Origin of the sequence: Microlunatus endophyticus (assembly GCF_014646195.1) — a bacterium.
GTDB lineage: Bacteria > Actinomycetota > Actinomycetes > Propionibacteriales > Propionibacteriaceae > Microlunatus > Microlunatus endophyticus.
Genome location: NZ_BMMZ01000010.1, coordinates 147423 through 172453 on the forward strand (window position 1 = coordinate 147423; position 25031 = coordinate 172453).

Genomic DNA, 25031 nt, shown 5'->3' on the forward strand with positions numbered 1-25031 from the left:
AGCAGAGCGGTACCGGTGCACCGACGCACCGGCGCCGCTCCCCTGGTCTGCTCCAGAGCCGCAAGGTGAATCGTGACCGTTGCCCTGTTCGTCGTGATCTGCGTCATCGTCGTCGCATTGATCTTCGACTTCACCAACGGGTTCCACGACAGCGCGAACGCGATGGCCGGCCCGATCGCCACCGGAGCGCTGACGCCCCGGACGGCGGTCGTTCTGGCCGCGGTCCTGAATGTCGTCGGCGCCTGCCTGTCCACCGAGGTCGCCAAAACCATCTCCGGCGGCTTCTTCGACGAGAAGTTGGTCACCCCCGTGATCGTGCTGGCCGGGCTGACCGGTGCGATCATCTGGAATCTCATCACCTGGTTGTTCGGGCTCCCGTCGAGCTCGTCCCATGCACTCTTCGGCGGCCTGATCGGCGCCGTGATCATCGGCTCGGGCGTCAGCGCGGTCCACTTCGGGGTGGTGATCTCCAAGGTCTTCCTTCCGGCGGTCGCGGCACCGGTGGTCGCCGGTCTGGCCGCGGCAGCGGCGATCAAGATCGCCGACGCGGTGATCAAGGACGTACCGAAGAAGGACACCAAGACCGGCTTCCGCAATGCCCAGGCCTTCACGGCGGGCCTGGTCGCACTGGCACACGGCACCTCGGACGGCCAGAAGACGATGGGCGTCATCACCCTGGTGTTGATCGCCGCCGGGCTCCAATCCGCCGACAGCGGCCCGCACTGGTGGGTGATCGGATTGGCCGGCCTGGCGATCGGGCTGGGCACCTACACCGGCGGCTGGCGGATCATGCGCACCCTCGGCAAGGGCATCGTCAAGATCGACACCGAACAGGGCGCCGCGGCCGGAAGCGCAACAGCAGCGACGATCCTGGCCTCCTCCCACCTCGGCTTCGGTCTGTCGACCACGCACGTCTCGACCGGCAGCATCATCGGCTCAGGCATCGGCCGCAAGGGCTCCGACGTACGCTGGAGCGTCGCCCGCCGGATGGTGTACGCATGGCTGCTGACCCTGCCCGGCGCTGCGGTCGTCGGCGGTCTGGCCTCTCTGCTGGCCGACCGCGGCCTCGGCGGCACCGTGATCTTGTTGGTCAGCCTGGGGCTTGCCTGCCTGGTGATCTACCTGGTCTCCCGGCGCAACTCCGTCGACCGCACCAACGTCACCGAGAGCCCGGAAGTGCTGGTGCTCAACGCGGCCAAGCCGAACAAGATCGCCAAGGCCCAGCGCAAGTACGCCAAACTGCTCGCCCAGCAGGCCAATGAGCCCTCCCACGCCGGCGGCACCACGTCCGAGTCAGGCCTGACCGAGAACGTACGGGCCCAGCACTCGGAACACCCCGGAGCAGGATCATGATCGACTGGATCTCGCTGATCGTCGTCGCGGTGGTGTCGATCGGCGCCACTGCGCTCTTCGCACTGCTGTTGGCCGGCGCGATCAGGCTGCTGGCGGCCGCTCGCACCGCCGGAGACGGTGTCGCTCGCGGACCAGCCACGGTCGGAGCCTGGGTGCTGCTCGGACTGATCGGACTGCTGATCCTGTTCGCGCTCTACCTGATCATTCCGCAGTTCCACTGACACCGGATGGAAAAGCGCCCCGGGACGCAATGCCCCGGGGCGCTTCGATCGGCGGAGGCGGCGGGATTTGAACCCGCGATGGGCTTTAAGACCCAAACCCGCTTAGCAGGCGGGCGCCATAGACCGGACTAGGCGACGCCTCCCGATCAGCTCGCCCCAGGACAAAGCCCGAAACCTGAACTTCAGCTTCAGAGCGATGTGCATGGAACGCCCGGCAAGACTACCGATTCACACCACGCCTGAGCAAAAATGGCCCGACTGGCGGCTGACAGCAGCCTGACGGTATGGTCCGCGAGGTACGGAACTCTCCCGCCGTGCACGTACAGTTGAGGCGGCCACGCCCGGACCAGGCGCCCGGACCAGGCATCGGCCGCCTGCTGGATTACCAGACCTGACGCCGACCGGCGAGGAGAGTACGTGGCCGAGGACGACTGGAACTGGGAGTTGCCCAAGCGCGCCCAGTCGGCGCCGACGGACCCGAGCAGCTCCCTTCCGCGCCGTGCACAACGCGCCCGACGCGCGGCTCCAGATCCCGACGACGCGCCGGATGACGAGGCGGCCGCAGCGGGTGACCCGCCGGCCGAGGACTCCTCGAATGAGACCGCTACCCCGGACAAGGACACGGGTGAGCGGCACACCGATGCCTTCCGGCGCAGCCTCCTGTTCACCATCCTCGGCTCGTTCCTGCCCGGGCTCGGCCTGATCGCCGCGCGCCGGCGGAGGGTCGGCGGCATCGTGCTGGGCGTCTTCGCGGCACTGGTGATCGGCGGTCTCGTCTGGGGCCTGGCGGACCGCAGTTCACTGATCGCGACCGCTGTGGACCCCGGTCTGCTGAAGGCGATCACGGTCGGGCTGATCGTGCTCGGCGTGGTCTGGGTGCTGGTGATCGTCGCCAGCCACCTCAGCCTCACTCGCGACCCGATGCGGCGCAGCCAGCGGATCGGCGCCAGCGTGCTGGTCGGCGTGCTGTCCTTCGTGATCGCCGCGCCGGTCGCGGTCGGCGCCCGCTACAGCTACGACCAGGCCGGCCTGGTCTCCACGGTGTTCCACAAGCAGGGCAACTCCCAGAGCGCCACCCGCCCGACCGCGGAGCCGACCGCCAAGAAGGACCCGTGGAAGAACAAGCCACGTGTCAACATCCTGCTTCTGGGCGGCGACGACGGCCCGGACCGTACGGGCACCCGGACCGACACCGTGATGGTCGCCAGCATCGACACCAAGACCGGCGACACCACGTTGATCAGCCTGCCCCGCAACACCGCCCGGATGCCGTTCCCCAAGGATTCCCCGCTCTCCCGGTACTACCCGAACGGGTTCACCAACGGTGACGGGAACAACGCCGAGTATTTCCTCAACGCCGAATACGACAACGTGCCGCAGACGGTCCCGAAGGACATCCTCGGCAAGACCGACAATCTCGGTGCCGACGTGCTCAAGCTGTCGGTCGGCGATGCGATCGGGCTCAAGATCGACTACTACGTGCTGATCGACCTGGCCGGTTTCAAGAAGCTGGTCGATGCCCTCGGCGGCATCACAGTCAACATCAACACCTACGTGGCGATCGGTGGCAACACCGATCTGCACCAGCCGCCCAAGACCTGGCTGCACCCGGGCCCTGACCAGCATCTCGACGGCGCACGGGCCCTGTGGTTCGCCCGCGGTCGCTACGGTGCCGACGACTTCCAGCGGATGGATCGTCAGCGCTGCGTGGTCAATGCGATCATCCAGCAGGCCAATCCGGCCAACGTCCTGACCCGCTACGAGGCGATAGCCAAGGCCGGCGAGGACATCGTCAAGACCGACATCCCGCAGGAAGCCCTGCCGGCCTTCGTCGATCTCAGCATGCGTGCCAAGAAGGGCAACTTCCGCAGCCTGGTCTTCAAGCACGGCGTGAACGGTTTCTCCAGCCCGGACCCGAATTTCGACCTCGTCCGCAAGCAGGTCGCCCGCGCCATCCACGACACGGTGCACCCACCGAAGAAGGCCAAGGCCAAGCACCCGAAGACCACATCGTCGTCCAGCACCGAGCCGGGATCGTCGAGCACCCAGCCACAGTCCAGTCCGTCGCCGGAGAGTCAGACCGCCGCCGATGCCTGCGCCTGGAATCCGCAGATGGCCGCAACCTCGCGGCCGGCCGGTTGATCAGAGATCGCGGTAGCCACGGCTGCGGTCGAGGCGGCCGGCCAGCTCGACCGACAACTCCTGCAGCATCGGATCTCCCTCGCCCCTCGGGCTGTCGATCTTCAATGCCGGCTGCCGATCGTTGCGGTTGAGGTAGATCGTCTGGCCCGAGATCGCTGCGTCACTGATCCGGGACCACGGGGCGGTCGCCGACTTCCCGCCACTGGTGATCGTGATGTCGTCGTCGGTGAGCTTCACCGCGGTGGCCACCCGCGCGCGCACCATGATCGTGAACGACAACAGGACCGAGGCGCCGACGATGATCACGACCCCCGGAATGAACAGGTACGGCCGCTGCAGGACCAGACCGAGCGCCAGGACGATCAATCCGATCAGCTCGATGCCGGCGACGATCAGCCAGTTCCTGGTCGTCATCGGCGACGACAACTGATACGTCTTCTGCGTCATCCGTGGATCCTTCCGACCTGCCATGTCCTCGGTCCGGAGCCGATGCCCGGGCCGCTCACCCGATGGGCGGCGAGGGTGGGATTCGAACCCACGGAACGGTTTGAGCCGCTCGGCCGCTTTCAAGGCGGCTGCACTAGTCCACTATGCGACCTCGCCGGGTGGCCGCACCGCATGCGATCCGGCCGATGAACGATCCTACGGGAGAAGCAGGATCTTGCCGATATTCTCCCCCGACTCGAGCCGGGCATGGGCCTGCGCGGCATCCGCCAGGGCGAAGCGGGTCTCCTCGGTGGGGGTGAGGCGACCCGACGCGTACAGCGGCCAGACCGCATCGGCGACCCGCTGGACGATCTTCGCCTTCTGCGCTACCGGGCGACCCCGCAGCGAGGTCGCCGACACCGTGCCGCGCTTGACCAGCAGCCGACCGAGGTTGATCTCGGCCCGGTTCCCGCCCTGCATGCCGATGATCATCAGCCGCCCGTCGACGGCGAGCGCACCGAGATTGGCCTCCAGGTACTTGGCACCCATGTTGTCCAGGATCACGTCGACTCCCGCACCCTGGGTGAAGTCGGCGACAGCGGCCGCCCAGTCCTCGCGGTAGGAGACCGCGAGATCTGCACCAAGTGCCCGGCAGTAGGCGAGCTTGTCCTCGGATCCGGCGGTGGTGATCACCCGGGCTCCCAGCTGGGTGGCGTACCGGATCGCGAACGACCCGATCCCGCCGGCGCCGCCGTGCACCAGGAAGGTCTCTCCGGTCGCCAACAGGGCCAGGTCACAGTTGGAGACCACGGTCGCGGCAACCTCGATCAGTCCGCCGGCGGTGACCAGATCGACGCCTTCGGGCGGCCGGACGACCTGCCCCGCGGGCACCGCGACGAGTTCGGCATAGCCGCCACCGGCCAGCAGCGCCACGCAGGAGTCACCCGGCTGCCAGCCCTCGACACCCTCCCCGAGCGCCGCCACGGTGCCCGAGCACTCCAGCCCGATGATGTCGGATGCGCCCTTCGGCGGTGGGTAGACCCCGATCCGCTGCTGCAGGTCGGCCCGGTTGACCCCCGCAGCCACTACCTTGACCAACAGTTCGCCGGGCCCGGGCTCCGGATCGGCGATCTCAGCGAGTCGCAGGACGTCCGGTCCACCCGGCTGATCTACCGTGACAGCTCTCATGGGCCCAGTCTGCCGATGCCTGGAACGACGGCCAGTTTCGGGGTGGCGCTGTGAATTTGGCTCCGGTGGGTAAGACTTTCCATCAGAACCATGGATCCGGGACGTCGATTCGTGGATCGTTAATCCATTAATCAGACGCGTCCGCGCAAGCTGGCACAGGTCACTCGGGTGGGGAGGCAAGGGATGTACAAGCATGACGTACGCGCAGCCTGACAAGCCTGCCCGCACGACGCTGCGCATGGTCGCCGAGCTCGCCGGGGTCTCGACCGCGACCGTGTCCTACGTGCTATCGGGCCGGACGGGCGGTCGTACCGGGGTCTCCGAGGCGACTATGACCCGAGTCCGACAGGCAGCCCAGGAGCTGAATTACCACCCCAACCAGGCCGCCCGCGCGATCCGCACCGGCAGGACGAATCTGGTGCTGCTGTCGCTCACCATGTTGTCGGACCCGTGGTCGCAGGAGCTCAGCCGGTCGGTCAGCGAGGCGGTGACGCCGTCCGGTCTTACCGCACTGATCCTGGCCGACGGGGACTGGGCGACCGCAATCACCCGCCAGCCCTGCGATGTCGCCTTCATCGACAATGTCCGCTCCGACAAGGATCGTGAGGACCTGCGGCGACTGGCCCGCAGCGGCTACCGGCTGGTGGTCTTCGATGATCAACTGGAGCCCGACGGCTTCGACGTCGTGCACTCCGATGCCACCGAAGGTTGCCGGCTGGCCGTGCGCCACCTGCTCGAATCCCATCAGCGGATCGGCTGCCTGACCACCGAACTCGGGCGGCGACTCGTCCATCGCCGCTATGCCGTCTACCTCGAGGAACTGCAGGCAGCCGGCATCGAGATCCGCGATGACTACGTGGAGACCATCGATCTGGATCCGAGCAGCGCCTACGCCGCGGCGATGAGAATGCTGAGCCGGCCGGACCGCCCCGACGCCATCTACGCGATCTCCGACTTCGCGGCGATCAGCGCCGTCCAGGCCGCACTGCGGCTCCGGCTCCGGGTGCCTGAGGATGTCGCGGTCATCGGCGTCGGCAACACCCTCGATGGCGAGCGTCTTGAGCCGTCGCTGTCCAGCGTAGGGCCGACCGACTTCTACGTGAAGGTGGCCGAGATCCTGCGGCAGCGCGCGACCGGTGAGGTGGTCGGCGCACCGACCACCTACGATTTCAGCTGGTCGCTCTTCCCGCGGGAATCGACCGTGGGTCGCCGCACCTGACTCAAGCGTCCTGACCGCTGCCTCCCGAGTCCCAAGGCCGAGGAAATCCAATCCCACAAAAGAAAGTTGCAGATGAGCCAGCAAGCGACATCGATCGGTACCCGCGAACTCTCCATCGGGGTCGTCGGCTTCGGCATGCGCGCCGGCCTGTGGCGCTATGCCCATCGACCGGACCATCCGACATTGCCCAGCCGGGTCACGATGATCTGTGATCTCAGCGAACGCGGCCGGGCGGATGCGAGCAAGGCGCTGCCGGACGCGGTGATCACTGACGATCTTGATCAGCTACTCGCCTCGGGCGTGGACGCCGTGCTGGTGACCACCCCCGATGATCAACACTTCCCGGTCGCCATGAAGGCCCTGCGCGCCGGCGTCGCGGTCTTCTGCGAGAAGCCCCTGGCGATCACCATCGAGGACTGCGACACCCTGCTGCAGACCGCGATGGAGACCGGCACCCGGCTCTATGTCGGCCACAACATGCGGCACATGCCGGTGGTCCGCCAGATGCGCGAGTTGATCACCGGCGGCCGGATCGGCGAGGTCAAGACGATCTGGTGCCGGCATTTCGTCGGCAATGGGGGCGACTACTACTTCAAGGATTGGCACGCCGACCGCAGCAAGTCCACCGGCCTGCTGCTGCAGAAGGGCGCTCACGATCTCGACGTCATCCACTGGCTGGCCGGCGGCTACAGCGCGACGGTGTCGGCCCTGGGCGATCTGATGGTCTACGGCACGATCACCGACCGGACCGACCACAGCCAGGACCGGATGCCCGAGTGGTACAGCCTCGACAACTGGCCACCGACCGAGCAGAAGGGTCTCAATGAGGTCGTCGACGTCGAGGACGTGTCGATGATGCAGATGCGGCTGGACAACGGGGTGCTGGCGTCGTACGAGCAGTGTCACTTCGCTCCGGACTACTGGCGCAACTACACCGTCATCGGCACCAAGGGACGGATCGAGAATCTGGGTGACGGGCCCGGCGACACGATCGCGATCTGGGACCGCCGGCACGACGGCAGCTCGGAACCGGACGAAACGGTGATCATCGGCTCGGCCGATGGCGGCGGCCACGGCGGTGCCGATCCGTTGTTGATCAACGAATTCCTGGAGTTCGTCGCCAACGGAGGCGCCACCGACACGTCCCCGATAGCGGCCCGTCAGGCGGTCGCCGCCGGAGTTGTCGCGACCGATTCGCTGCGCTCCGACGGGTCGGCCCGCCGGGTGCCGCCGCTGGCCGCCGAGTTGATCACCTACTTCGAGAACGGCCAGACCCGCTGACCCGCCTGCCGAGGGGTCCGAGCTAGGAGGTCCAGGCCCGCCAGAGCGAGGCGTACTCGCCATCGGCCTCGATCAGCTCGTGATGGCTGCCGAGCTCGGCGATCCGGCCGTCGATCACCACCGCGATCCGATCGGCGTCGTGGGCCGTGTGCAGCCGGTGCGCGATCGCGACCACCGTACGGTCCTGCAGCAGCGCCGCCATCGAGCCCTCCAGATGCCGGGCGGTCCGCGGGTCGATCAGGGAGGTCGCCTCGTCCAGCACCAGCGTGTGCGGATCGGCCACCACCAGCCGGGCCAGGGCGATCTGCTGCGCCTGGGCCGGCGTCAGCGATGCGTTGCCGGAGCCGATCATGGTGTCCAGCCCGCTCGGCAGCCGACTCACCCAGTCCCAGGCGTCGACGGTCCGCAAAGCGTTGATCACCACCTCGTCGAAGGAGTCCTCACGGGCCAGCACGATGTTGTCGCGGATGCTGCCGACGAAGACGTGGTGCTCCTGAGTGACCAGCGATACCTCGGTGCGGAGTTGATCAAGCGGTAGCTTCACCAGGTCGACCCCGCCGACGGTGACCCGTCCGGTCCGCGGCCCGTTGATGCCGGCCAGCAGCCGGCCCAGCGTCGATTTGCCCGATCCGCTCGGTCCGACGATCGCCAGCCGCTCGCCCGGCTGCAGGTCCAGTTCGACGCCGTGCAGCACATCGTGCCCCTCGCGATAGGCGAAGCGCAGGTCCTCACCGAGCAGGTGCGAGTTGGAAGGCCGATCCTCGCCCGGCTCGCGGTCCTGGGGCACTGCGGCGATGCCGAGCAACCTGGTCGTCGAGGCGACACCGACCTGCAACCGGTCGACGTTGGAGATCAACTGGTCCAGCGGCCCGACCACGGCCTGGATGTAGAGCGTGGCCGCAGTGATCTGGCCCAGCGTCACCCAGCCATGCGCGTAACCGAGACCACCCAGCAGGATGGTCCAGACCAGCGGGGTGTTGTAGGCGGTGTCGATCACGCCGAAGAGCAGGTTGCGCAGCGACATCGTGTAGCGCTCGGCCTGGGCCGCTTCCTCGACGTCGTCGTCGGTGAGCTCGATCCGCCGCCGTTGCAGGCCCAGCGCCTCGACCGTCCGAGCACCCTCGACCGTCTCGGTCAGCGAGGTGTTGATCTTGGAATAGCTGCCGCCCTCCGTGATGTATCCCATCGGTGCCCGCTTGAAGTAGCGTCGTACCGAGATCCACAGCGGAATCACCGACGCCAGGATCGGCAGCGCCAGCAGCGGCGAGTTGAGCAGCATCGCCACGATCGTCAGGACCGTGGTGATCAACGCGACGACCGCCTGCGGCAGGCCCCAGCGAACCGAATCGCTCATGGTGCCGACGTCCCGGGTGACCCGGGTCACCAGATCTCCGCTGCTCGCACTCTCCACCCGGCTCAGTGGCAGCCGCAGCACCGTACGGACGATGTATTCGCGGGCTGCGGCCAGCAGGTCCTGGCCGAAGATCGCCGCCGAAACGCTGGCACCGAAGGTGAAGATCGCCTGCAACACGGTGATCCCGATCACCGCCACGGCCAGCCTGTCGATCGTCGCCGTCACCGAATCGTCGGCAGCGGCGATGTCAACCAGTTGACCGAGGATCCTCGGCACCACCAGTCCGGCGATCGCGGCCAGACCATTCATGATCAACAACAGTGCCGCGAGCGTACGCCGCCGGGTCAGCAGCGTCTTGATGAAGTCGGCGACGGCCGGCCAGCCCGCGACCGGCAGGCCGCGGACCGGATTCCGCGACTGAGCGTAGAACTCCTGGGCACGCCGCTCCCGGAGCAGGTGCCGGCCGTGCCAGGCGTGCAGCCGCCGGCTGATGCCGACGCCCTGCGGCGGACGCAACTCCTGCGGGATCCGCGGCGGCAGGCTGCCGGCCGCCGCCAGCCGGGTGCGGTCGTGGTCCCAGGTCGCGGCCGAGTCGGTCATCGGCCCAGTCAGCTGGCTGGTCACCGACTCGCCGGCGGTGCCGACCGTCGAAGACATCGGATTCATCGTGCCCCTCCTGCAGGGACTTCCTCATCGTCCATGGCCCGGTTGACGACCCGCTGGTAGCGCGGCTCGCCAGCGAGCAGTTGATCATGGGTGCCGGTCGCGACGATCTCGCCGTCGGCCAGCAGCACGACCCGGTCGGCGTGGTGCAGCAACAGCGGCGAGGCGGTCGTCACGACCGTCGTCCGGCCTCGCCGGTGCTCGGTCAGCCGCTCGGCGATCATCGCCTCGGTGTGCGCGTCGACCGCCGAGGTCGGCTCGACCAGGACCAGGATCTCCGGATCGACCGCCAGCGCCCGAGCGAGCACCAGCCGCTGCCGCTGGCCGCCGGACAAACCACGACCGCGTTCGTCCAGCCTGCCCTGCCAGCCGCCCGGCATCGCCTCGTAGACGTCCTCGGCCGCAGCCGTACGCATCGCCCGTTCGGCCTGCTCGAGCGTCAACCGAGCGTGCGGGTCGACCGCCTCCTGCAGGGTGCCAGCGAAGACCATGCTGCTGGTGTCGCTGACCAGCACCAGCCGTCGGACGGCCTCCAGCGACGCATCGGCAAGATCGACATCACCGATCCGTACGCCCCAGCGGCCGCCGGCCAGCTCCCGGTCGGTCTCGATCAGCCGGCGCCGTTGCAGTTCGCGTTCGGCCCGCGCCCGCCGCGCGGCCCGGCCCTTGAGCTTGTCGTCGACCTCCATGCTGACCGGTTCATGATCGACTGCGAGATAACGGCCGAGCCGGTCGGCCAGCGCCGCCGATGCGTCCGGCAGCGCCGAGACGACCATGGTCAACTCACCGGGCTCGGCACGAAAACCGGTGCGCTCGTCGACGATCGGTGACCCCAGCGGCAGCGACGCCGGCTCGACCGGCTCGCTCCACGGCGGCTCCTGCTCCAGCACCGCGACCGTCTTGGCTGCCGACACCAACGCCCGCACGGTCTTCTGCGCCAGTTCGAAGAAGGTGCGGATCGGCGTCACCATGAACAGCGCGTAGCCGAAGAAGCTGACCAGCTGGCCGACCGTCAACTCACCCGAGACGACCTCCAGCGCACCGAGCCAGGTGAGTCCGACCAGGAACAACCCGGAGAACAGCACGCTGGTCGCGTCCGTCACGGCCTGCCAGACGCCGGCGGCGACACCGGCCCGGCGCACGCTCTGGGACTGTTCGGCATAGTTCTCACCGAAGGTCCGCTCGCCGCCGACGCCGCGCAGGATCCGCAGTCCGGCGACGATGTCGGTGGCCATCGAGGTCAGCTTGGACGAGCGGTTGCGCTCGATGGCCTGCCGGCGTTGCAGTGGCCGCAGCAGCGGCAGTGCCGCCAGCAGCAGCACCGGCGCGGCGATCAGCACCAGCACGCCGAGCAGCGGCGAGGTCGAGATGACGATGCCGGCGACAATCAGAAACGCCACCAGTGATCCGACGGCACGGGAGAAGACCTCGGTCAGTGCCCCGAACTGGTCGCTGTCCGAGGACGAGACGCTGAGCACCTCACCGGTCGGCGTCCGCTGCGGCAGCACGTGGCCGAGCTGACCGGTCTTGCGGGCGACAAGCTTCGTCGTGCGATACAACGCCAGCAGCCAGCTCCGTACGACCCAGGTATGACCCAGAATCCCGAATCCGGCGCCGACGATGATGACCGCCAGCAGAATGACGGCCCAGAAGATCAGCGAACTCGCCGAATGCCCGGTGATTCCCTGGTCGACGGCTCGGCCGATCAGGAACGGGCCGAGCGTGCCGGGCATCATCCACAGCACCGCCACTGCTGCCCCGGCCGCGACGATGTCGGCCTGCTGCCGGACCATCCAGACCAGGAATCGCAACGGGCTTCGGGTATCGGGTCGGTTCGCCGTTCCGCGGTCGCTGCGGCCTCGGACGACTGACTGGTCCGCTGGCTCTCGGACCGCTGTGGTGAAACCGGGAACAGCCGGCGGGAAGTCGTGCATAGCCAGCCAAGCCTAGACAGGATCCGGCGTTGTCTGCCATCCGGTTTTTCGGGTACGGGACGTTTGCCCCGCGGCTCGCCGGAGCGATCGCCAGCCAAGGCTTCTAGGATCGGAATCATGACCGAACAGCAGCAGCCGCAGGACAGGGATCAGCCGACCGGGCCGCCACCCGTGGCCGGTCAGACCGAGGACGGTCGGGTCTTCGTCGTCGCACCGCAGGCAATGGCGGTCGGACGCGCCCCGGAGCCCCCGTCCGAATCCCGTGCGGACGGCAGCGAATCCGAGCGTGAGCCGTCTGTCACCGACATGGTCGAGCAACCCGCCAAGGTGATGCGGATCGGCAACATGATCCGGCAGTTGCTCGACGAGGTGAAGTCCGCGCCCCTGGACGAAGCATCCCGGCAGCGACTCCGCGACATCCATTCGGCCTCCATCGCCGAGCTCAAGGAGGGCCTGGCCCCCGAGCTGGTCGAAGAACTCGACCGACTGGCGTTGCCGTTCGCGGCCGATCAATCCCCCACCGACGCCGAGTTGCGGATCGCACATGCCCAGCTTGTGGGCTGGCTAGAGGGTCTGTTCCACGGGATCCAGACGGCGTTGTTCGCCCAGCAGATGGCGGCCCGGGCGCAGCTGGAGCAGATGCGCCGCGCTCTGCCGCCGGGCGCCGGCCAGGGACAACCACAGCCGCAGCCGATGGATCCCCGGGGCCGCTCGGACGGCATGTACCTGTAGCCCGCCCGAGCGCCGGAACCCGAGTGCCGGAACCGCCTGCCGGGACCCGAGTGCGGAACGGTCGGGAATTGGACGCTCACCGGCCGGACATAGCCAACCAATATTACGCAGGGCCCTTGCATTAATCCGGATGAATTATGCAAGGGCCTTCGGTCCCCAGAATGACATAGATCCTTCTCTGGACTGATTCCCTCACGCGTGATTATCCGCTTAACTGACATCGCGCGCTCGGGAGAGCCCGCTGACGTTCGATCTTCCGGGTCGGGTCCCACCGGCCGGTCTTGTGCGATAGGGGTTGTCGACAAGACCGATCCGCTGGGCCGGACGGTCGCCGTCGGTCCATGTCAACCGGGTTCGCACCAGCGCTCCCTCGATCCGCATCGGATCAACGGGAACCAGGTGTGCGAACCGTACGTCTCAGGGCAACAACATGTCCGGCCTGAGAGACCAAGGGGATGTCACCAATGGCTACGTTCGACGATCGCAGTGCGTGGGCCGCAACCGGCTGCGTACAGTTCGCTGATCTGTTCCAGGACACTTTGCTGGAGGAGCCTCCGACCTCCAGCGCACCGGCACCGGTCCGGCATCGTTACAACGAGCTGGCGGACCAGGCAGGTGAGATCTGCGCGGGATGCCCGATGGTGCGTGACTGCCTGTACGAGGCCGTCGTACGCCACGACGTCGCCGGCTTCACCGCCGGCACCACCCAACGCCAGCGTGTGGAGATGCGCCGTCGGCTCGGGATCGTGGTCGAGCCCGAGGACCTCGACACCTTCGCCGGTGCCACGGCCCGCAATCGGCCCGTCGATCATCACGAGGTCGTCCGGCTGCGCCGGGCCAATCCGGACGAGACTCTCGAATCCATCGCCCAGCGACTGGGCTGCTCGCTGTCCACCGTCAAGCGTCACCTGCGTCGGGAGCGGGCCGGGCGGTCGGCCGGCGCCGGGGTGACCGAGATGCGCCGTGCGCTGCCGACGATGACCCAGGTGCTCGCTGTCGCCGCCCAGGTGATGGCACCGCTGCGGGGAAGGTCCCGCGCCGAGGATCGGGCCGCCTGATTCCTTCGACTGGCTCAGGACCCGGTCGGGGGTCCATTCAGCCGGTCGAAGTGCTCTGAGCCTGTCGAAGAGTCACAACCAGCGGGACAGCTCCTCGACGGTGCCACCGTCGTCGAATCGGCCGGTGACGTGGTCGGCGATGTCCTTGACCTCGGTCGGAGCATCGCCGAGCGCGACGCCCCGGCCGGCCCACCGCAACATCTCCAGGTCATTACGGCCGTCCCCCATGGCCAGCACGTCGGCGGGGTCGATCTGGAGGCTCGCAGTGATGTCGGCCAGCGCGGTGCCCTTGTTGACCCCTTCCGGCACGATGTCCAGCCAGGCGCTCCAGCCGATGAAGTAGCTGCAGCCGACCAGACCGAGGCCCAGGGCCATCTCGATGAACTCCTGGTCGGTGCTGCTGGGATCGCGCAGCACCACCCGGGTCACCGGCTGGGAGATCATCTCCTCCACATCGCTGATGATCATCTCGCCGGTCAGGTCGCCGTCGGGGAAGTTCCCGCTGACCCGATAGCCGCGGCCAACCTCCTCGACCGCGACCAACGTGTTGGGCTTGTGGGCCAGCACCTTGCGCACCACCTCGGACGAGTCGAAGGTCACCGACCGGAGCACGGCGGTCGGCGGATAGCTGACTTCCACCGCACCGTTGGAGCAGACGGCCGGCCCGCCCGGCAACTGCAGACCGTCGAAGATCGGCTGGGTGCCCTGCCAGGACCGGCCGGTGGCCAGCACCACGCGCGTGCCGGTCTTGATCAGATCCGCGACGACGCCGCGTACGGAGTCCGGAAGCTTGCCGTCCCGGTCGACGACGGTGCCGTCGACGTCCAGGGCGACCAGCCTCGGACGCCAGCTCACCGTTGCTGTCCCTGTGCCCCGGCGGTCGGCCGTGGCACCAGGCGGTCCCGGCCGGCCAGGAAGGGACGCAGCGCGACCGGAACGTGGATGCTGCCGTCTGCCTGCTGATGATTCTCCAGCAGGGCGATGATCGTCCGGGTGATCGCACACAACGTCCCGTTGAGGGTCGCAACCGGCGCCGTACCGTTGGCGAACCGGGCCCGGATGTTGAGTCGCCGGGCCTGGAACTCGGTGCAGTTCGAGGTGGAGGTGATCTCCCGATACCGTTGCTGGCTTGGGATCCAGGCGTAACAGTCGTACTTGCGAGCAGCGCTCAGACCAAGATCACCGGCGGCCAGCTCCAGCACCTGGAACGGCAGCTCGAGCTTGGAGATGAAGTCCTTCTCGAAGCCCAGCAGCCGTTGGTGCTCGGCCTGCGAATCCTCCGGATCGCAGTAGGAGAACATCTCCACCTTGTCGAACCAGTGCACTCGGAAGATGCCGCGGGTGTCCTTGCCGTACGACCCCGCCTCACGCCGATAGCTGGGGCTGTAGCCGGCATAGCGCATCGGCAGTGCGGCGGCGTCCAGGATCTCCTCGGAGTGGTAGGCAGCCAGCGGCACCTCGGCTGTCCCGACCAGATAGAGATCATCGGCCTCGAGGCGGTAGACGTCGTCGGCTGCCTGGCCCAGGAATCCGGTGCCCTCCATCGCCGACGGCTTCACCAGCGCCGGCGGGATGATCGGGGTGAAACCGTTGGCGATAGCGGTCTGCATGGCCAGGTTGATCAACGCCAGCTCGAGCTCGGCGCCGACACCGGTCAGGTAGTAGAAGCGCGAGCCGGACACCTTCGCGCCGCGCGGCACGTCGATCGCACCGAGTGCCTCGCCCAGGTCGAGATGATCACGCACCGTGATCCCCTCGGCCTCGAAGTCCCGCGGCGTGCCGATCGTCTCCCGGACGACGTAATCGTCCTCGCCGCCCTCCGGGACGTCGTCGAAGACCAGGTTGCCGACGCCCAGCATCAGCTCGCCGAATTCGACCTCGAGCTGTTTGGCCGCGGACTCGTTGGTCTTGACCAGCTCGGAGAGCTCCTTGGTCCGAGCCAGCAGCGTGGTCTTCTCCTCGCCCTGGGCCTTGGGAATGAGTTTGCCCAGGTCCTTCTGCTCGGCGCGCGCGGACTCGTACGCCGCGATCGCCTGCCTGCGGGACTCGTCGACACTGATCAGCTTGTCCACCAACTCGACCGACTCGCCACGGGCGAGCTGGGAACGGCGGATGCGGTCAGGGTCGGTACGGAGCAAGCGAGCGTCAATCACGTTCCCAGCGTACTGGCCCACCTGGCCCGTCCGGCGAGACCTTTTCGTCGGTCCGGTCTCGTCGGCGCAGATTCGCCGGGACGGCGAGGGGGCCATGCCATGATGGGCTGCACCATGGTCCGCAAGTTGCCGTCCGCCGCATCGATCGGCGTCACAGCCGTGCTGGTTGTGGCCACGATCGTCTGGACGCTGCTCGTCGTGGGGTCCGATGTGGTGGCGCCGCTGGACCGCTGGGCGCTGCGGGCCGCCGTCGATCCGCTGTCGGTCGTCGGGCAGATCGCAACCGCCTTCGCGCTGGTCACCGAGCCGGTGCTGGTCTATCTGAGCCTGCTGGTGATGGCGATCTGGGCCTTCCGCAACCGGATGCGGCACCTGGCCGGCGCACTGGCGCTGATGGTCGTGATCGGCTGGGGCGGCGGCGGACTGCTGCGGCTGCTGATCGGCCGGCCGCGACCGTCCGGCGCACCACATCTGATCAGCACCTTCGGCTACGCCTACCCGAGCGCCCACATGACCGCGGTGACGGTCGGAGTGATCGCGATCGGCACGGTGCTGGTGATCACCCGCCGACGCCGCGTTACCCAGGTGCAGTGGTCGTTCCTCGGGCTGCTGATCTTGGTCGCGGTCGGCGTCGACCGCTGGCTGCTCGCCGCCCATTACCTGTCGGACCTGATCGGGGGCGCTCTGCTCGGATCGGCGGTCGCCGCGGTCTGCTTGGTGATCACCGGGGTCTCGGTGCTGCCGCCGTTCGTCGCCCAGCCGGTCGCGGCCCGCGCCGCCCGCCGCCGGATCGCTGCTGAGGCTCGCGAGCCGTCCGACTCGCCCCGACGGTGTGCCGTGATCTACAACCCGGTGCGGGTCTCGGACTGGCCCGGTTTCCGGCGCTCGATCGCGTACGAGCTGAAGACCCGCGGCTGGGAGCCGGCGATCTGGCTGGAGACCACGGCCGATGATCCGGGACGGGGCGCCACCCTGCGGGCGATCGAGAGCAATGTCGATCTGGTGATCGCCGCCGGCGGGGACGGCACCGTACGGCTGGTGGCCGCCGAGCTCGCCGACACCGGGATCCCGTTCAGCGTGATCCCGGCCGGCACCGGCAATCTGCTGGCCAAGAATCTCGGCATTCCGCTCGACCAGCGGGCCGCGATGGAAGTCGCCTTCACCGGCCGGACCCGACCGGTCGACGTGGTTCAGGTGACCATCGACGACGACCGCGTCGACCATTTCGTGGTGCTGGCCGGGATCGGGATCGACGCGATGATCATGCAGGACACCAACCCTGATCTGAAGCGTGCCGTCGGCTCGGTCGCCTACTTCGTCGCTGCGGCCCGTAATGCCAACCATCCGGCGCTGCACGCCAAGATCACCGTGGACGACGACGAGTCCTTCCGCCGGCGGGCGCACGTCCTGGTGCTGGGCAACGTCGGGTACCTGCAGGCCAATATCCCGCTGATCCCCGATGCCAAGCCCGATGACGGACTGCTCGACTTGCTGATCGCCTCGCCGCGCGGGCCGATGGACTGGCCACGGCTGATCGCCCGGGTCCTGACCCGGCACGAGCGCGGCCTGAACGAGCTGGAGCGGCTGACCGGGAGCAAGATCAGGATCGAGGTCGCCGAGGGCGAGCACTTCGAGCTGGACGGCGACGCGGCGGGCGAGCTCCACAGCATGACCGCCGAGATCCTTCCCGGTGCACTGCAGATCCGGGTGCCGAAGTAGACCTCGGCTCGCCGCACCCGCGGAGCCGACGAACGAATCGGCGAACTGCCGCGAGACCGATGCGAGCGTCAGGCGCCCGGGTGCTGGCGCAGCGAGTCCAGCCACTCGCGGGCGGCACCGTAGTCGGCGTTGGAGGTGCCGGGCAGCACATGCTGCTGGGTCGCGTCGGCCCGCGGGTAGCTGCCGAGGAAGATCACCTGCGCCGACACGCGGTGCAGGCCCATCATCGCCTCGGCCATCCGCTCGTCGTCGATATGGCCCTCGGCGTCGACGGCGAAGCAGTAGCTACCGAAGACGGTCTTGGTCGGGCGGGACTCGATCCGGCAGAGGTTGACCCCGCGGCTGGCGAACTGATCCAGCAGCTCGAGCAGCGCGCCGGAACGGTCGGCCCGCATGAAGAGCACCATGGTCGTCTTGTCGACCCCCGAGGCGGGAGCGACGGGTCCTGGCTTGGTCAGCAGGATGAACCGGGTCACGGCGGCGTCGTTGTCGGCGATCCCAGTGGCCAGCGGCTGCAGCCCGTACAGCCGGCCTGCGATGTCGGAGGACACTGCCGCGTCATACCCCGAGCCGGGATCAGCCACTGCCGCCGCAGCCGCGGCCGTCGATCCCTCGGTGGTGATCGTCGCCTGCGGCACGTTCGCGGCCAGCCAGTCCCGGCACTGGGCTGCCGCGTGCGGATGGGTGATCACCCTGCGGACGTCGCCCAGCGCGGTCCCGGGCCGGGCGAAGAGCGTGAACTGCACCGGCAGCAGGACCTCGCGGGTGATCATCAGCGGCCGCCCGTAGGTCAGGTTGTCCAGGGTCGCCGAGACCCCGCCCTCGACGGAGTTCTCGATCGGCACCAGACCGGCCGCCACCTCGCCGTCGCGGACCGCGTCCAGACAGCCGGCGACAGTCGCGTACGGCGTCAGCTCGCGCTGGTCGGCGCCCGGGATGCTCAGCAATGCCTGGTGGGTGAACGTGCCCTCGGGTCCGAAATAGCCGTAGCGTTCAGGTCCTGGGGTCACCGGTCGGTCGTCTGGCACCCGATCAGGGTAGCCATCGCGTCCGTGACGGGCACGCTGGATTCCGCCCGGGGGCCGTACACCCCCGGTACGACGCCCCGGTACGACGCCCCGTACGACGCTAGGTGAGCCCGACCGTGTCGATCGAATCCTGCAGCGACTTCTTGATCTTGGCGCTGGCATCGTTCGGTCGCGACGAGATGAAGGCGACATAACCGCCGGTCTTGCCCTTGGCGACCAGCAGGCTGACGTGGTCGTACTTGCTGGCCACCCCCTTGACCGAGTAGTGGACGTCGGCAGTGATGATCCGGACCGGACGCGGCAGATTCTTGGTCAGCGTGCTCTTCTTCTCGCCGGTCACCGTCGTCTTCGAACCGCCGAAGGACGATTTCTGCCACTGCGCCATGATCTTGTCCGCCGTCTGGTCGAGCGTCGCGCTCTGCAGATCGGACCCGACCTCGTCCACGATCACCGTGGCATCCCAGTCACTCGACGTGCCGCCGTAACTCTTGTGCACGACGGCATCCGCTTCGGCCCCCTGGCCGGAGTCGCCGAGCGGGGTCGAAAACGTCCGGGTGATCTTGTACGGCGCGGCCGGCAGAGTGAGCTTCAGCCCGTCGTAGTCGATCACCCGGGTCGACGGATCGAAGCTCACCGGCGGCCCGGTCGGGGTTGCCGACGGTTCCGGAGTGGGCGTGGCAGATGCGCTCGGGGCCGCGCTGTCGTCGTCGGGTGGCGGAGGTTGCAGGCTGGGCTGCGGCGACTTGCCCGTCAGGGTGATCGCCAGCACGATCGCGGCAACCAGTGCGACCGCCCCGGTGCCGAGCAGCGCCGGCCGCAGCGAACTGGGCCGCCGCCGGTCCGACTGGCGCTCATAGCCGGGAGGACGTGCCGCAGCACGCGCCGGGCCGACCCCGCCAGGCGGACGGTCGTGGCCCGGACCGAGCGGGACGGCCGGCGAGGACCCGGACGTGACGACCTCGCCGGCACGCTGCCATGGGCTCGGGTCGCTGGCCTGATGCCGGCCCGGTTTCCCTGCTTGGCCCGGTGTCCCTGCCTGGCCCGGGGCCGGCGCGGTCGGGGCCGGCGCGGTCGGGGCCGGCGCGGTCGGGGCCGGCGCGGTCGTGGTCGGCGCGGTCGTGGTCGGCGCGGTCGGGGCCGGGGCCGGCACGGTCGGGTCGGTCGTCAGATAGCGCGTCCAGGCCGAGCCGTCCCACCAGCGGAAATGGTCGGGACGCCCGGCCGGATCGGGAAACCAACCGGCGCGCGCTGTCACGAACCGGAAGCTTACGAGACGGGCGGACCGTCCGGACGACTCCGACGCGTCACCTCCCGGGACTGTTCGATACTGTGAGTATCGGATACTCTTGGTACTGAATCTGACTCTCTCGAGGAACAGGCGCCATGTCCGCAGCAGACGTACGCACCGATCGCGGCGCGCGACAGCATCCCCCGGCCCAGCCCCGGCCGAAGCGGGCGGCGGTCCGCGACCGCATCATCGCGGCGGCCCAGCAGGCGTTCCTGCGCGACGGCTACCAGCGCACCAATCTCGGTGACATCGCTGCGGCGGCCGGATTCTCCAAGGGTGCCGTCTACTCCAACTTCGGCGGCAAGGCCGACCTCTTCACAGCGGTGATCAACGAGCACACCAGCGCCTTGATCAACACCACCCTGACCTCCTCCGAACGCCTGGTCGCCGCAGTCAGCGATCCGGCGGCGATCGATCAGGTCGCCACCGATGTCGCCGACACCATCGTCGCCAATGCACCGACGCTGACGATGCTGATGGAATTCCGGTCACTGGCGGCCGGTGACCCGGAACTGGCTGCCGTCTACAGCAGCTTGCGCACCGACCAGCGGCGCACACTGCTGGCGGATCTGCGTCGCCGCACGGCGGGCACCACGGCCCAGATCGACGAGGCGGCTGCTGCGCTGATCCTCTCGCTGGTCCAGTCGTTGTCGTCTGAATATGCCGTCGCTCCGGACGTGATGCCACCCGAGTTGATCAAGAACACCATCCGGATCGCGATCAAGGGGATCCTGCAATGACCGAGGCCACACCACAGCATCCGGACGAGCTGGTCGAGGCTGCTCCGCCCGCCGCAGAGCCGACGCGGCAGCAGCCGACCCCCATGATCATCGCCGAAGGGCTCGACCTCGGCACCGGCGAGCTCCGCGTCCTCGCCGGCCTGGACTTCGAGGTCGGCGCCGACCGGCTCGCCGTGATCATCGGACCGGCCGGGACCGGCAAGTCCGCCCTGCTGGCGGCCATCGTCGGCCGGTTCACCGGGGTCCGCGGCCGGATCGAGGTCGCCGGTCTCGATGCGGATCGGCAATCCCGACAGCTACGCAAGATCACCACCGTCGCCCGGCTGGGCAGCTTCGTCGACCTGGAGCCCAAGCACAGCATCACCGACGCCCTGGCCGAGCGCGCGGCCATCGAGGGGATCCGGCTGCGTCAGGCGGAGCGGGTCTACGACGAGCTGGCCGACCTGCTCGATCTCGACCTCGACCCCGGTCAGCTGATCGACGATCTCGACGGCTACCAGCGCGCCGCGTTGACCGTGATCCTGGCGATGCTCAGACCGTCGAGCGTCCTGGTCCTCGACGACGCCCACCGCGATCTCACCATCGACGACCAGCACCGACTGCTCGGCCGACTGGTCGACCTCGCCGGGCGTACCGCGACCACGATCGTCGTGTCGACGGTCGAACCCACCACGATCCCGTACGAAGCGGTCCGGATCGACCTTCCCGAACTCGGCAAGACCCGTACGCATCCCAGCAGGTGATCATGACTTCCCGCATCGACTCGTCCCCGACCCGGATCGGTTCCCCGATCGGCATCGCCGCAGCGGAATTCCGCCGCTTCCGCGGAACCATGCCGAGGATCGCACTGGTCTTCGTCGCTCTGGTCCCGTTGATCTACGGTGCCATCTACCTGGCCGCCAACTGGGACCCGTACGGCCGGCTCGCCAACCTGCCGGTCGCCGTGGTCAACCAGGACAAGCCGGCCACCGCCCAGGGCCGGACCGTCAACGCCGGCACCGACTTCGTCAACAAACTCCTTGCCCAGAACGAATTCGACTGGCATCAGGTCGACGAGCGGACGGCCCAGAGAGGCCTCGCCGACGGCGATTACTACCTGGTCGTCACGGTGCCGTCCACCTTCTCCACCGACCTGGTCAGCGGTCAGACGCCGGACCCCGTCCGCGCCCACATCCAGGTCCGACGCAACGACGCCAACGGCTTCGTGATCGGCAGCATCACCAACACCGCACAGTCCAAGATCGAAGAGGCCGTCGACCAGTCCGCAGTGCAGAGCTACTTCGAGGTCGTCTTCGACAATCTCAGCACGATCAAGAGCGGTCTGGACGATGCCGCCGACGGCTCGAAACAACTCGACGACGGACTGGCCTCGGCCCACACCGCCTCGGGCAAGATCGCCACCGGCGCGGCGAACCTGGCCTCGGGTGCGACTGATCTCCAAACCGGCGCCAAGAGCCTCTCCGACGGATTGGGCACCGCCGAGACCGGTGCCGATGATCTTTCCGACGGACTGCAGACGATGACCACCAAGTCCAGTGACCTGGCCACCGGCGCCGACCAGGTGGCGACCGGCACCCAGCAGCTGCATGACAAGGTGGTCCCGCCACTGACCGCGCTGCAGAAGGCCTTGCCCCAGATGCAGAAGAACGGCACCGAGGCCGGCGATGCGCTCAACGACATCGCCGACACGGCAACCGGCAGCAGCGCGTCGATCTCCAATGATCTCGACCACGCCGACGCCGAGCTGGCCCAGCTGCAGAAGCAGCATCCCGAACTGGCCGACGACCCGGCATTCCAGCGGCTCTCCAACCGGGTCGACTCCGCCTCTGACCGGGCCGGCACGATCGCCGACGCGGCACAGTCCAACGCCGAGTTGATCTCCACCATCACCACCGACGCACAACAGGCCGGCGACGACCTGTCGGACTCCCTGGCCGACAGCAAGAAGAACATCAACGATCTCAACAACGGCGCCCACGATGTCGCCAGTGGAGCGCACGCGCTGAACACGGCGATCGGCAGCGCCTCCACCGGAGCCGACTCGCTGGCGACCGGGGTGACCACCGCGGCCAACGGCGCATCCGATCTGTACGCCGGGGCGACCACGCTCTCCGACGGTGCGGACAGCCTCAAGACCGGCACCCACGACCTGGATTCGGCGCTCGGTCGGCTGTCGACCGGTGCCTCGACCCTTCATGATCAACTCGCGGCAGCGGCCAAGAAGGTGCCCGCGATCACGCCGGACCAGCAGGACAGTGCGGCCCAGGTGCTCTCCTCACCGGCCAAGGTGGACATGCACGTGGACAATCCCGCCACCTACTACGGGCGAGGCCTGGCTCCGATGTTCTTCTCGATCGCGCTGTGGGTGTTCGGGATCTCGGCGTTCCTGATCATCCGGCCGGTGGTCGGCCGGACACTCGCCGGCCGGGCCAATCCGGTCGCCCGCTACCTGGGCAGCTGGCTTCCGGCCGGGCTGCTCGCCACCATCGGCGGCTACCTGGCCATCAGCACCGTCTGGCTGTTCCTGGGGCTCGATCCGGTACGGCCGCTGGCGCTCTACGGACTGACGGCCCTGGGCGCGGTCGCCTTCTCGGCGATCGCTCACCTGCTGCGGACCGCGCTCGGCACGCCCGGCTCGGCGCTGTTGCTGGTCTGGCTGATCCTCCAACTGGCTTCGGCGGGTGGCACCTATCCGCCGGCCGTCCTGCCACGCTTCTTCTCCGCGATCCACCCGTACATGCCGATGAGCTATCTGATCGACGCGTTCCGGGTCACGATCTCCGGCGGCGAGACCGCCCACCTCGTACAGGACGTGATCGTACTGGCCTCGATCGCCGTCGTGGCGCTGGCTCTCGGGGCCTGGGTGTTGATCAGGAAGCAGCGACTTTCGATGCGGGATCTGCATCCGCCGCTGGCGTGATCTGCGGATCGCCCACGCCCGGTCCTTGATCATCGCCGTCCACTCCGGACGGCGACCGCCAGACCATCCACAGCTGCGGGCGCTGTGGCCACTTCCACCACAGGAAGACCGCCGCCAGGATGAGCATCTGCACGATCGGGGAGATCGGCGCCCGGACCCGTGCGGCAGCCCAGGTCAGCGCTGGGCCGAAGGGGATGGCGCGACCGGGCACGAAGGATGCCGACAGTACGGCTCCGCGGATCACCAGCAGCCGGTCCAGCTTGCCGGCGGTCAGTAATGCCACCGGCATCCAGACCTGCAGGTCGTACCAGCTCAGGGTGTAGATCGAGGTGGTCACCCAGGCGAAGCCGATGATCATCGCCGTCCGCAGCGCGATGGTCATCGGATCCTTGCGGGAATCGACACCCGGTGCGATCCCCGGAGCCGGGTCCCAGGGCAGCACCTTGGACAGCATGTAAACGATCATCGGCAGCAGCACATAGCTGAGCACACCGACGACGATCTTGGCCGGCGAGTGGCCGAAAATGCTGACCAGTAATGAGAAAAGCAGGTTGACCCAGCCGCCGGTGGAGATGATGCCGCCGTTGCGGATGGCCTGGTGCAGGGCCGCGGGCTGCCAGAGCCCGTACGCCGCCACCATCGGGATCGCGGCGCCGAGACAGATCTTGAGCAGCTGTTTGGGCTCGTGGCGGTAGGCCCACAGCATCGCGATCCCCCAGATCCCGATACTGATCTTGGCGCAGCCGCCGACCCCGACTGCGAGGCCGGCCAGGAACGGGCTCTTGCGGATCACGATCATGCCTGCGACCGCGAAGACCACCGAGAGCGCTTCGTTGTGGGCACCGGCGACCACTGCCCAGATCAGCACCGGATTCGCGATCGTCATCAGCGCGGCCCGCGCCTGCCGCTCGGGTTCAGCGCTACGGGCGATGAAGAGCACGCCGAGGCAGGCCAGCACGAACGGCACTGCCGAGAACAGCTGCAGCCAGAAGACGATGTCGTGCATGTTCGTGCCGCCGAGCTTGTTGGCAGCGACCTGGGTCCAGGACGTGATCGGCCCGTACACGCTCGGGGTGTCGGTCCAGGGCCGTTCGGTCCAGTGCATCACCGGGTCGTACTGGCCGCGGAAGATGTCGGCAGGCGTGACCTCGTACGGATTGCGCCCGATCACCTGCAGCCGACCGTAGGCCGCATACATCAGCACATCGGCAGAGGTGAGCGGCGGCACCAGGATCGTGGCCGTGATCAGGCCGACGCCCAGCCAGATCAGCCGCCGGACCCGGGGCCGCCAGCCGTCGTCCAGCGCCCGCATCGCGATCCGCAGCCCGACCGCGCCGACCGCGATGGCGGCCCAGATCATCAGCGATACCAGCCACTCGTTGGGATCCAGGATCCCCTTCGGCAGATACCACGGCGGCAGCAGGTCACGTCGCGGACCGACGGTGATGGTGATCACCGACGGCCCGAGGCCGCCGACGATCACACACAACCCGACGGCGCCGACGATGCCGGCCAGGCCGACCCGATGATCACGATGCCAGCGGAGCGGTCGATAGCCGGTCGCCGGGGCGACCGCGGTCCGGACTGCATTCATCGTGTGGAGCTCATCGCG

At 68.1% G+C, this 25031-nt stretch carries 20 protein-coding genes and 2 tRNA genes; 11 read left to right on the forward strand and 11 right to left on the reverse strand.

Features of this window, described 5'->3' with window-relative positions; translation table 11 throughout:
* Nucleotides 1-72: 72 nt before the first annotated feature.
* Nucleotides 73-1353 carry an inorganic phosphate transporter gene (locus IEY07_RS18185; protein WP_188896817.1) on the forward strand — a complete coding sequence of 427 codons (1281 nt, stop codon included), beginning with the start codon at nt 73-75 and terminating at the stop codon, nt 1351-1353.
* Nucleotides 1350-1574, forward strand: coding sequence for a hypothetical protein (locus IEY07_RS18190; RefSeq protein ID WP_188896818.1), 225 nt, complete (start codon nt 1350-1352; stop codon nt 1572-1574). The genes IEY07_RS18185 and IEY07_RS18190 overlap by 4 nt, the downstream gene beginning before the upstream one ends.
* A 52-nt stretch (nt 1575-1626) precedes the next feature.
* Here the strand turns inward: IEY07_RS18190 and IEY07_RS18195 are convergent.
* Nucleotides 1627-1717: transfer RNA gene (locus IEY07_RS18195), tRNA-Ser, on the reverse strand.
* 274 nt (nt 1718-1991) lie between these two features.
* Between IEY07_RS18195 and IEY07_RS18200 the strand changes: the two genes are divergently transcribed.
* Entirely contained in the window at nt 1992-3716 is a 1725-nt protein-coding gene (locus tag IEY07_RS18200) for an LCP family glycopolymer transferase (protein ID WP_188896819.1), read from the forward strand.
* On the opposite strand, the gene IEY07_RS18205 is transcribed toward IEY07_RS18200, so the two are convergent.
* The 3 genes from IEY07_RS18205 to IEY07_RS18215 all read right to left on the reverse strand — a co-directional run bounded on the left by IEY07_RS18205 (nt 3717) and on the right by IEY07_RS18215 (nt 5330).
* The gene (locus tag IEY07_RS18205) at nt 3717-4163 is read right to left on the reverse strand and encodes a hypothetical protein (RefSeq protein ID WP_188896820.1); all 447 of its coding nucleotides are present in this window, start codon (nt 4161-4163) and stop codon (nt 3717-3719) included.
* A gap of 67 nt (nt 4164-4230) precedes the next feature.
* Nucleotides 4231-4319, reverse strand: a tRNA-Ser gene (locus IEY07_RS18210).
* A 39-nt stretch (nt 4320-4358) separates the two neighbouring features.
* Nucleotides 4359-5330 carry an NAD(P)H-quinone oxidoreductase gene (locus IEY07_RS18215; RefSeq protein ID WP_188896821.1) on the reverse strand — a complete coding sequence of 324 codons (972 nt, stop codon included), beginning with the start codon at nt 5328-5330 and terminating at the stop codon, nt 4359-4361.
* A gap of 193 nt (nt 5331-5523) precedes the next feature.
* Here IEY07_RS18215 and IEY07_RS18220 point away from each other — a divergent pair, with 193 nt between their 5' ends.
* Both IEY07_RS18220 and IEY07_RS18225 read left to right on the forward strand, forming a co-directional pair.
* Nucleotides 5524-6549: a LacI family DNA-binding transcriptional regulator gene (locus tag IEY07_RS18220; protein ID WP_188896822.1), complete on the forward strand. Its 1026-nt coding sequence runs from the start codon at nt 5524-5526 to the stop codon at nt 6547-6549.
* Between the two features lie 72 nt (nt 6550-6621).
* The gene (locus IEY07_RS18225; RefSeq protein WP_188896823.1) at nt 6622-7830 is read left to right on the forward strand and encodes a Gfo/Idh/MocA family protein; all 1209 of its coding nucleotides are present in this window, start codon (nt 6622-6624) and stop codon (nt 7828-7830) included.
* Between the two features lie 22 nt (nt 7831-7852).
* On the opposite strand, the gene IEY07_RS18230 is transcribed toward IEY07_RS18225, so the two are convergent.
* A complete protein-coding gene (locus IEY07_RS18230) occupies nt 7853-9841 on the reverse strand; it encodes an ABC transporter ATP-binding protein (RefSeq protein ID WP_229670282.1) in 1989 nt (662 codons plus the stop codon).
* 5 nt (nt 9842-9846) lie between these two features.
* Nucleotides 9847-11658 (reverse strand): ABC transporter transmembrane domain-containing protein, encoded by a 1812-nt coding sequence (locus tag IEY07_RS18235; protein WP_229670283.1) that lies wholly within the window; start codon nt 11656-11658, stop codon nt 9847-9849.
* Between the two features lie 240 nt (nt 11659-11898).
* Here IEY07_RS18235 and IEY07_RS18240 point away from each other — a divergent pair, with 240 nt between their 5' ends.
* Complete coding sequence (locus IEY07_RS18240) at nt 11899-12513, forward strand: bacterial proteasome activator family protein (protein WP_229670284.1); 615 nt, start codon at nt 11899-11901, stop codon at nt 12511-12513.
* Between the two features lie 464 nt (nt 12514-12977).
* Nucleotides 12978-13571: a WhiB family transcriptional regulator gene (locus IEY07_RS18245; RefSeq protein ID WP_188896826.1), complete on the forward strand. Its 594-nt coding sequence runs from the start codon at nt 12978-12980 to the stop codon at nt 13569-13571.
* Between the two features lie 72 nt (nt 13572-13643).
* On the opposite strand, the gene IEY07_RS18250 is transcribed toward IEY07_RS18245, so the two are convergent.
* On the reverse strand, nt 13644-14426 hold the full coding sequence (locus tag IEY07_RS18250; protein WP_188896827.1) for an HAD family hydrolase: 783 nt from the start codon (nt 14424-14426) through the stop codon (nt 13644-13646).
* Nucleotides 14423-15724, reverse strand: coding sequence for a serine--tRNA ligase (serS, locus tag IEY07_RS18255; RefSeq protein ID WP_188896828.1), 1302 nt, complete (start codon nt 15722-15724; stop codon nt 14423-14425). The genes IEY07_RS18250 and serS overlap by 4 nt, the downstream gene beginning before the upstream one ends.
* A 99-nt stretch (nt 15725-15823) precedes the next feature.
* Here serS and IEY07_RS18260 point away from each other — a divergent pair, with 99 nt between their 5' ends.
* Nucleotides 15824-17443, forward strand: a complete 1620-nt coding sequence (locus IEY07_RS18260; RefSeq protein ID WP_188896829.1) for a bifunctional phosphatase PAP2/diacylglycerol kinase family protein — start codon at nt 15824-15826, stop codon at nt 17441-17443.
* Between the two features lie 68 nt (nt 17444-17511).
* Here the strand turns inward: IEY07_RS18260 and pheA are convergent, their stop codons facing one another.
* Both pheA and IEY07_RS18270 read right to left on the reverse strand, forming a co-directional pair.
* Nucleotides 17512-18471 (reverse strand): prephenate dehydratase, encoded by a 960-nt coding sequence (pheA, locus tag IEY07_RS18265; RefSeq protein ID WP_229670285.1) that lies wholly within the window; start codon nt 18469-18471, stop codon nt 17512-17514.
* Between the two features lie 100 nt (nt 18472-18571).
* Complete coding sequence (locus IEY07_RS18270; protein WP_188896831.1) at nt 18572-19726, reverse strand: DUF2510 domain-containing protein; 1155 nt, start codon at nt 19724-19726, stop codon at nt 18572-18574.
* 128 nt (nt 19727-19854) lie between these two features.
* Here IEY07_RS18270 and IEY07_RS18275 point away from each other — a divergent pair, with 128 nt between their 5' ends.
* Genes IEY07_RS18275 through IEY07_RS18285 form a run of 3 tightly spaced genes read left to right on the forward strand, consistent with a single transcriptional unit; the run spans nt 19855 to nt 23419 of the window.
* On the forward strand, nt 19855-20499 hold the full coding sequence (locus IEY07_RS18275; RefSeq protein ID WP_188896832.1) for a TetR/AcrR family transcriptional regulator: 645 nt from the start codon (nt 19855-19857) through the stop codon (nt 20497-20499).
* Nucleotides 20496-21242, forward strand: a complete 747-nt coding sequence (locus IEY07_RS18280) for an ATP-binding cassette domain-containing protein (RefSeq protein ID WP_188896833.1) — start codon at nt 20496-20498, stop codon at nt 21240-21242. The genes IEY07_RS18275 and IEY07_RS18280 overlap by 4 nt, the downstream gene beginning before the upstream one ends.
* Before the next feature lie 2 nt (nt 21243-21244).
* Entirely contained in the window at nt 21245-23419 is a 2175-nt protein-coding gene (locus IEY07_RS18285) for a YhgE/Pip domain-containing protein (RefSeq protein WP_188896834.1), read from the forward strand.
* Here the strand turns inward: IEY07_RS18285 and IEY07_RS18290 are convergent.
* On the reverse strand, nt 23370-25013 hold the full coding sequence (locus IEY07_RS18290) for an MptA/MptB family glycosyltransferase (RefSeq protein WP_188896835.1): 1644 nt from the start codon (nt 25011-25013) through the stop codon (nt 23370-23372). The genes IEY07_RS18285 and IEY07_RS18290 overlap by 50 nt on opposite strands.
* Nucleotides 25014-25031: the final 18 nt, after the last annotated feature.

Coding starts and splice junctions, on each gene's coding strand:
- IEY07_RS18245 (WP_188896826.1), top strand. CDS start 12,978: ATGGCTACGTTCGACGATCGCAGTGCGTGGGCCGCAACCGGCTGCGTA.
- IEY07_RS18260 (WP_188896829.1), top strand. CDS start 15,824: ATGATGGGCTGCACCATGGTCCGCAAGTTGCCGTCCGCCGCATCGATC.
- IEY07_RS18275 (WP_188896832.1), top strand. CDS start 19,855: ATGTCCGCAGCAGACGTACGCACCGATCGCGGCGCGCGACAGCATCCC.
- IEY07_RS18205 (WP_188896820.1), bottom strand. CDS start 4,163: ATGACGCAGAAGACGTATCAGTTGTCGTCGCCGATGACGACCAGGAAC.
- IEY07_RS18240 (WP_229670284.1), top strand. CDS start 11,899: ATGACCGAACAGCAGCAGCCGCAGGACAGGGATCAGCCGACCGGGCCG.
- IEY07_RS18285 (WP_188896834.1), top strand. CDS start 21,245: ATGACTTCCCGCATCGACTCGTCCCCGACCCGGATCGGTTCCCCGATC.
- IEY07_RS18230 (WP_229670282.1), bottom strand. CDS start 9,841: ATGTCTTCGACGGTCGGCACCGCCGGCGAGTCGGTGACCAGCCAGCTG.
- IEY07_RS18190 (WP_188896818.1), top strand. CDS start 1,350: ATGATCGACTGGATCTCGCTGATCGTCGTCGCGGTGGTGTCGATCGGC.
- IEY07_RS18220 (WP_188896822.1), top strand. CDS start 5,524: ATGACGTACGCGCAGCCTGACAAGCCTGCCCGCACGACGCTGCGCATG.
- IEY07_RS18225 (WP_188896823.1), top strand. CDS start 6,622: ATGAGCCAGCAAGCGACATCGATCGGTACCCGCGAACTCTCCATCGGG.
- IEY07_RS18280 (WP_188896833.1), top strand. CDS start 20,496: ATGACCGAGGCCACACCACAGCATCCGGACGAGCTGGTCGAGGCTGCT.
- IEY07_RS18290 (WP_188896835.1), bottom strand. CDS start 25,013: ATGAATGCAGTCCGGACCGCGGTCGCCCCGGCGACCGGCTATCGACCG.
- IEY07_RS18215 (WP_188896821.1), bottom strand. CDS start 5,330: ATGAGAGCTGTCACGGTAGATCAGCCGGGTGGACCGGACGTCCTGCGA.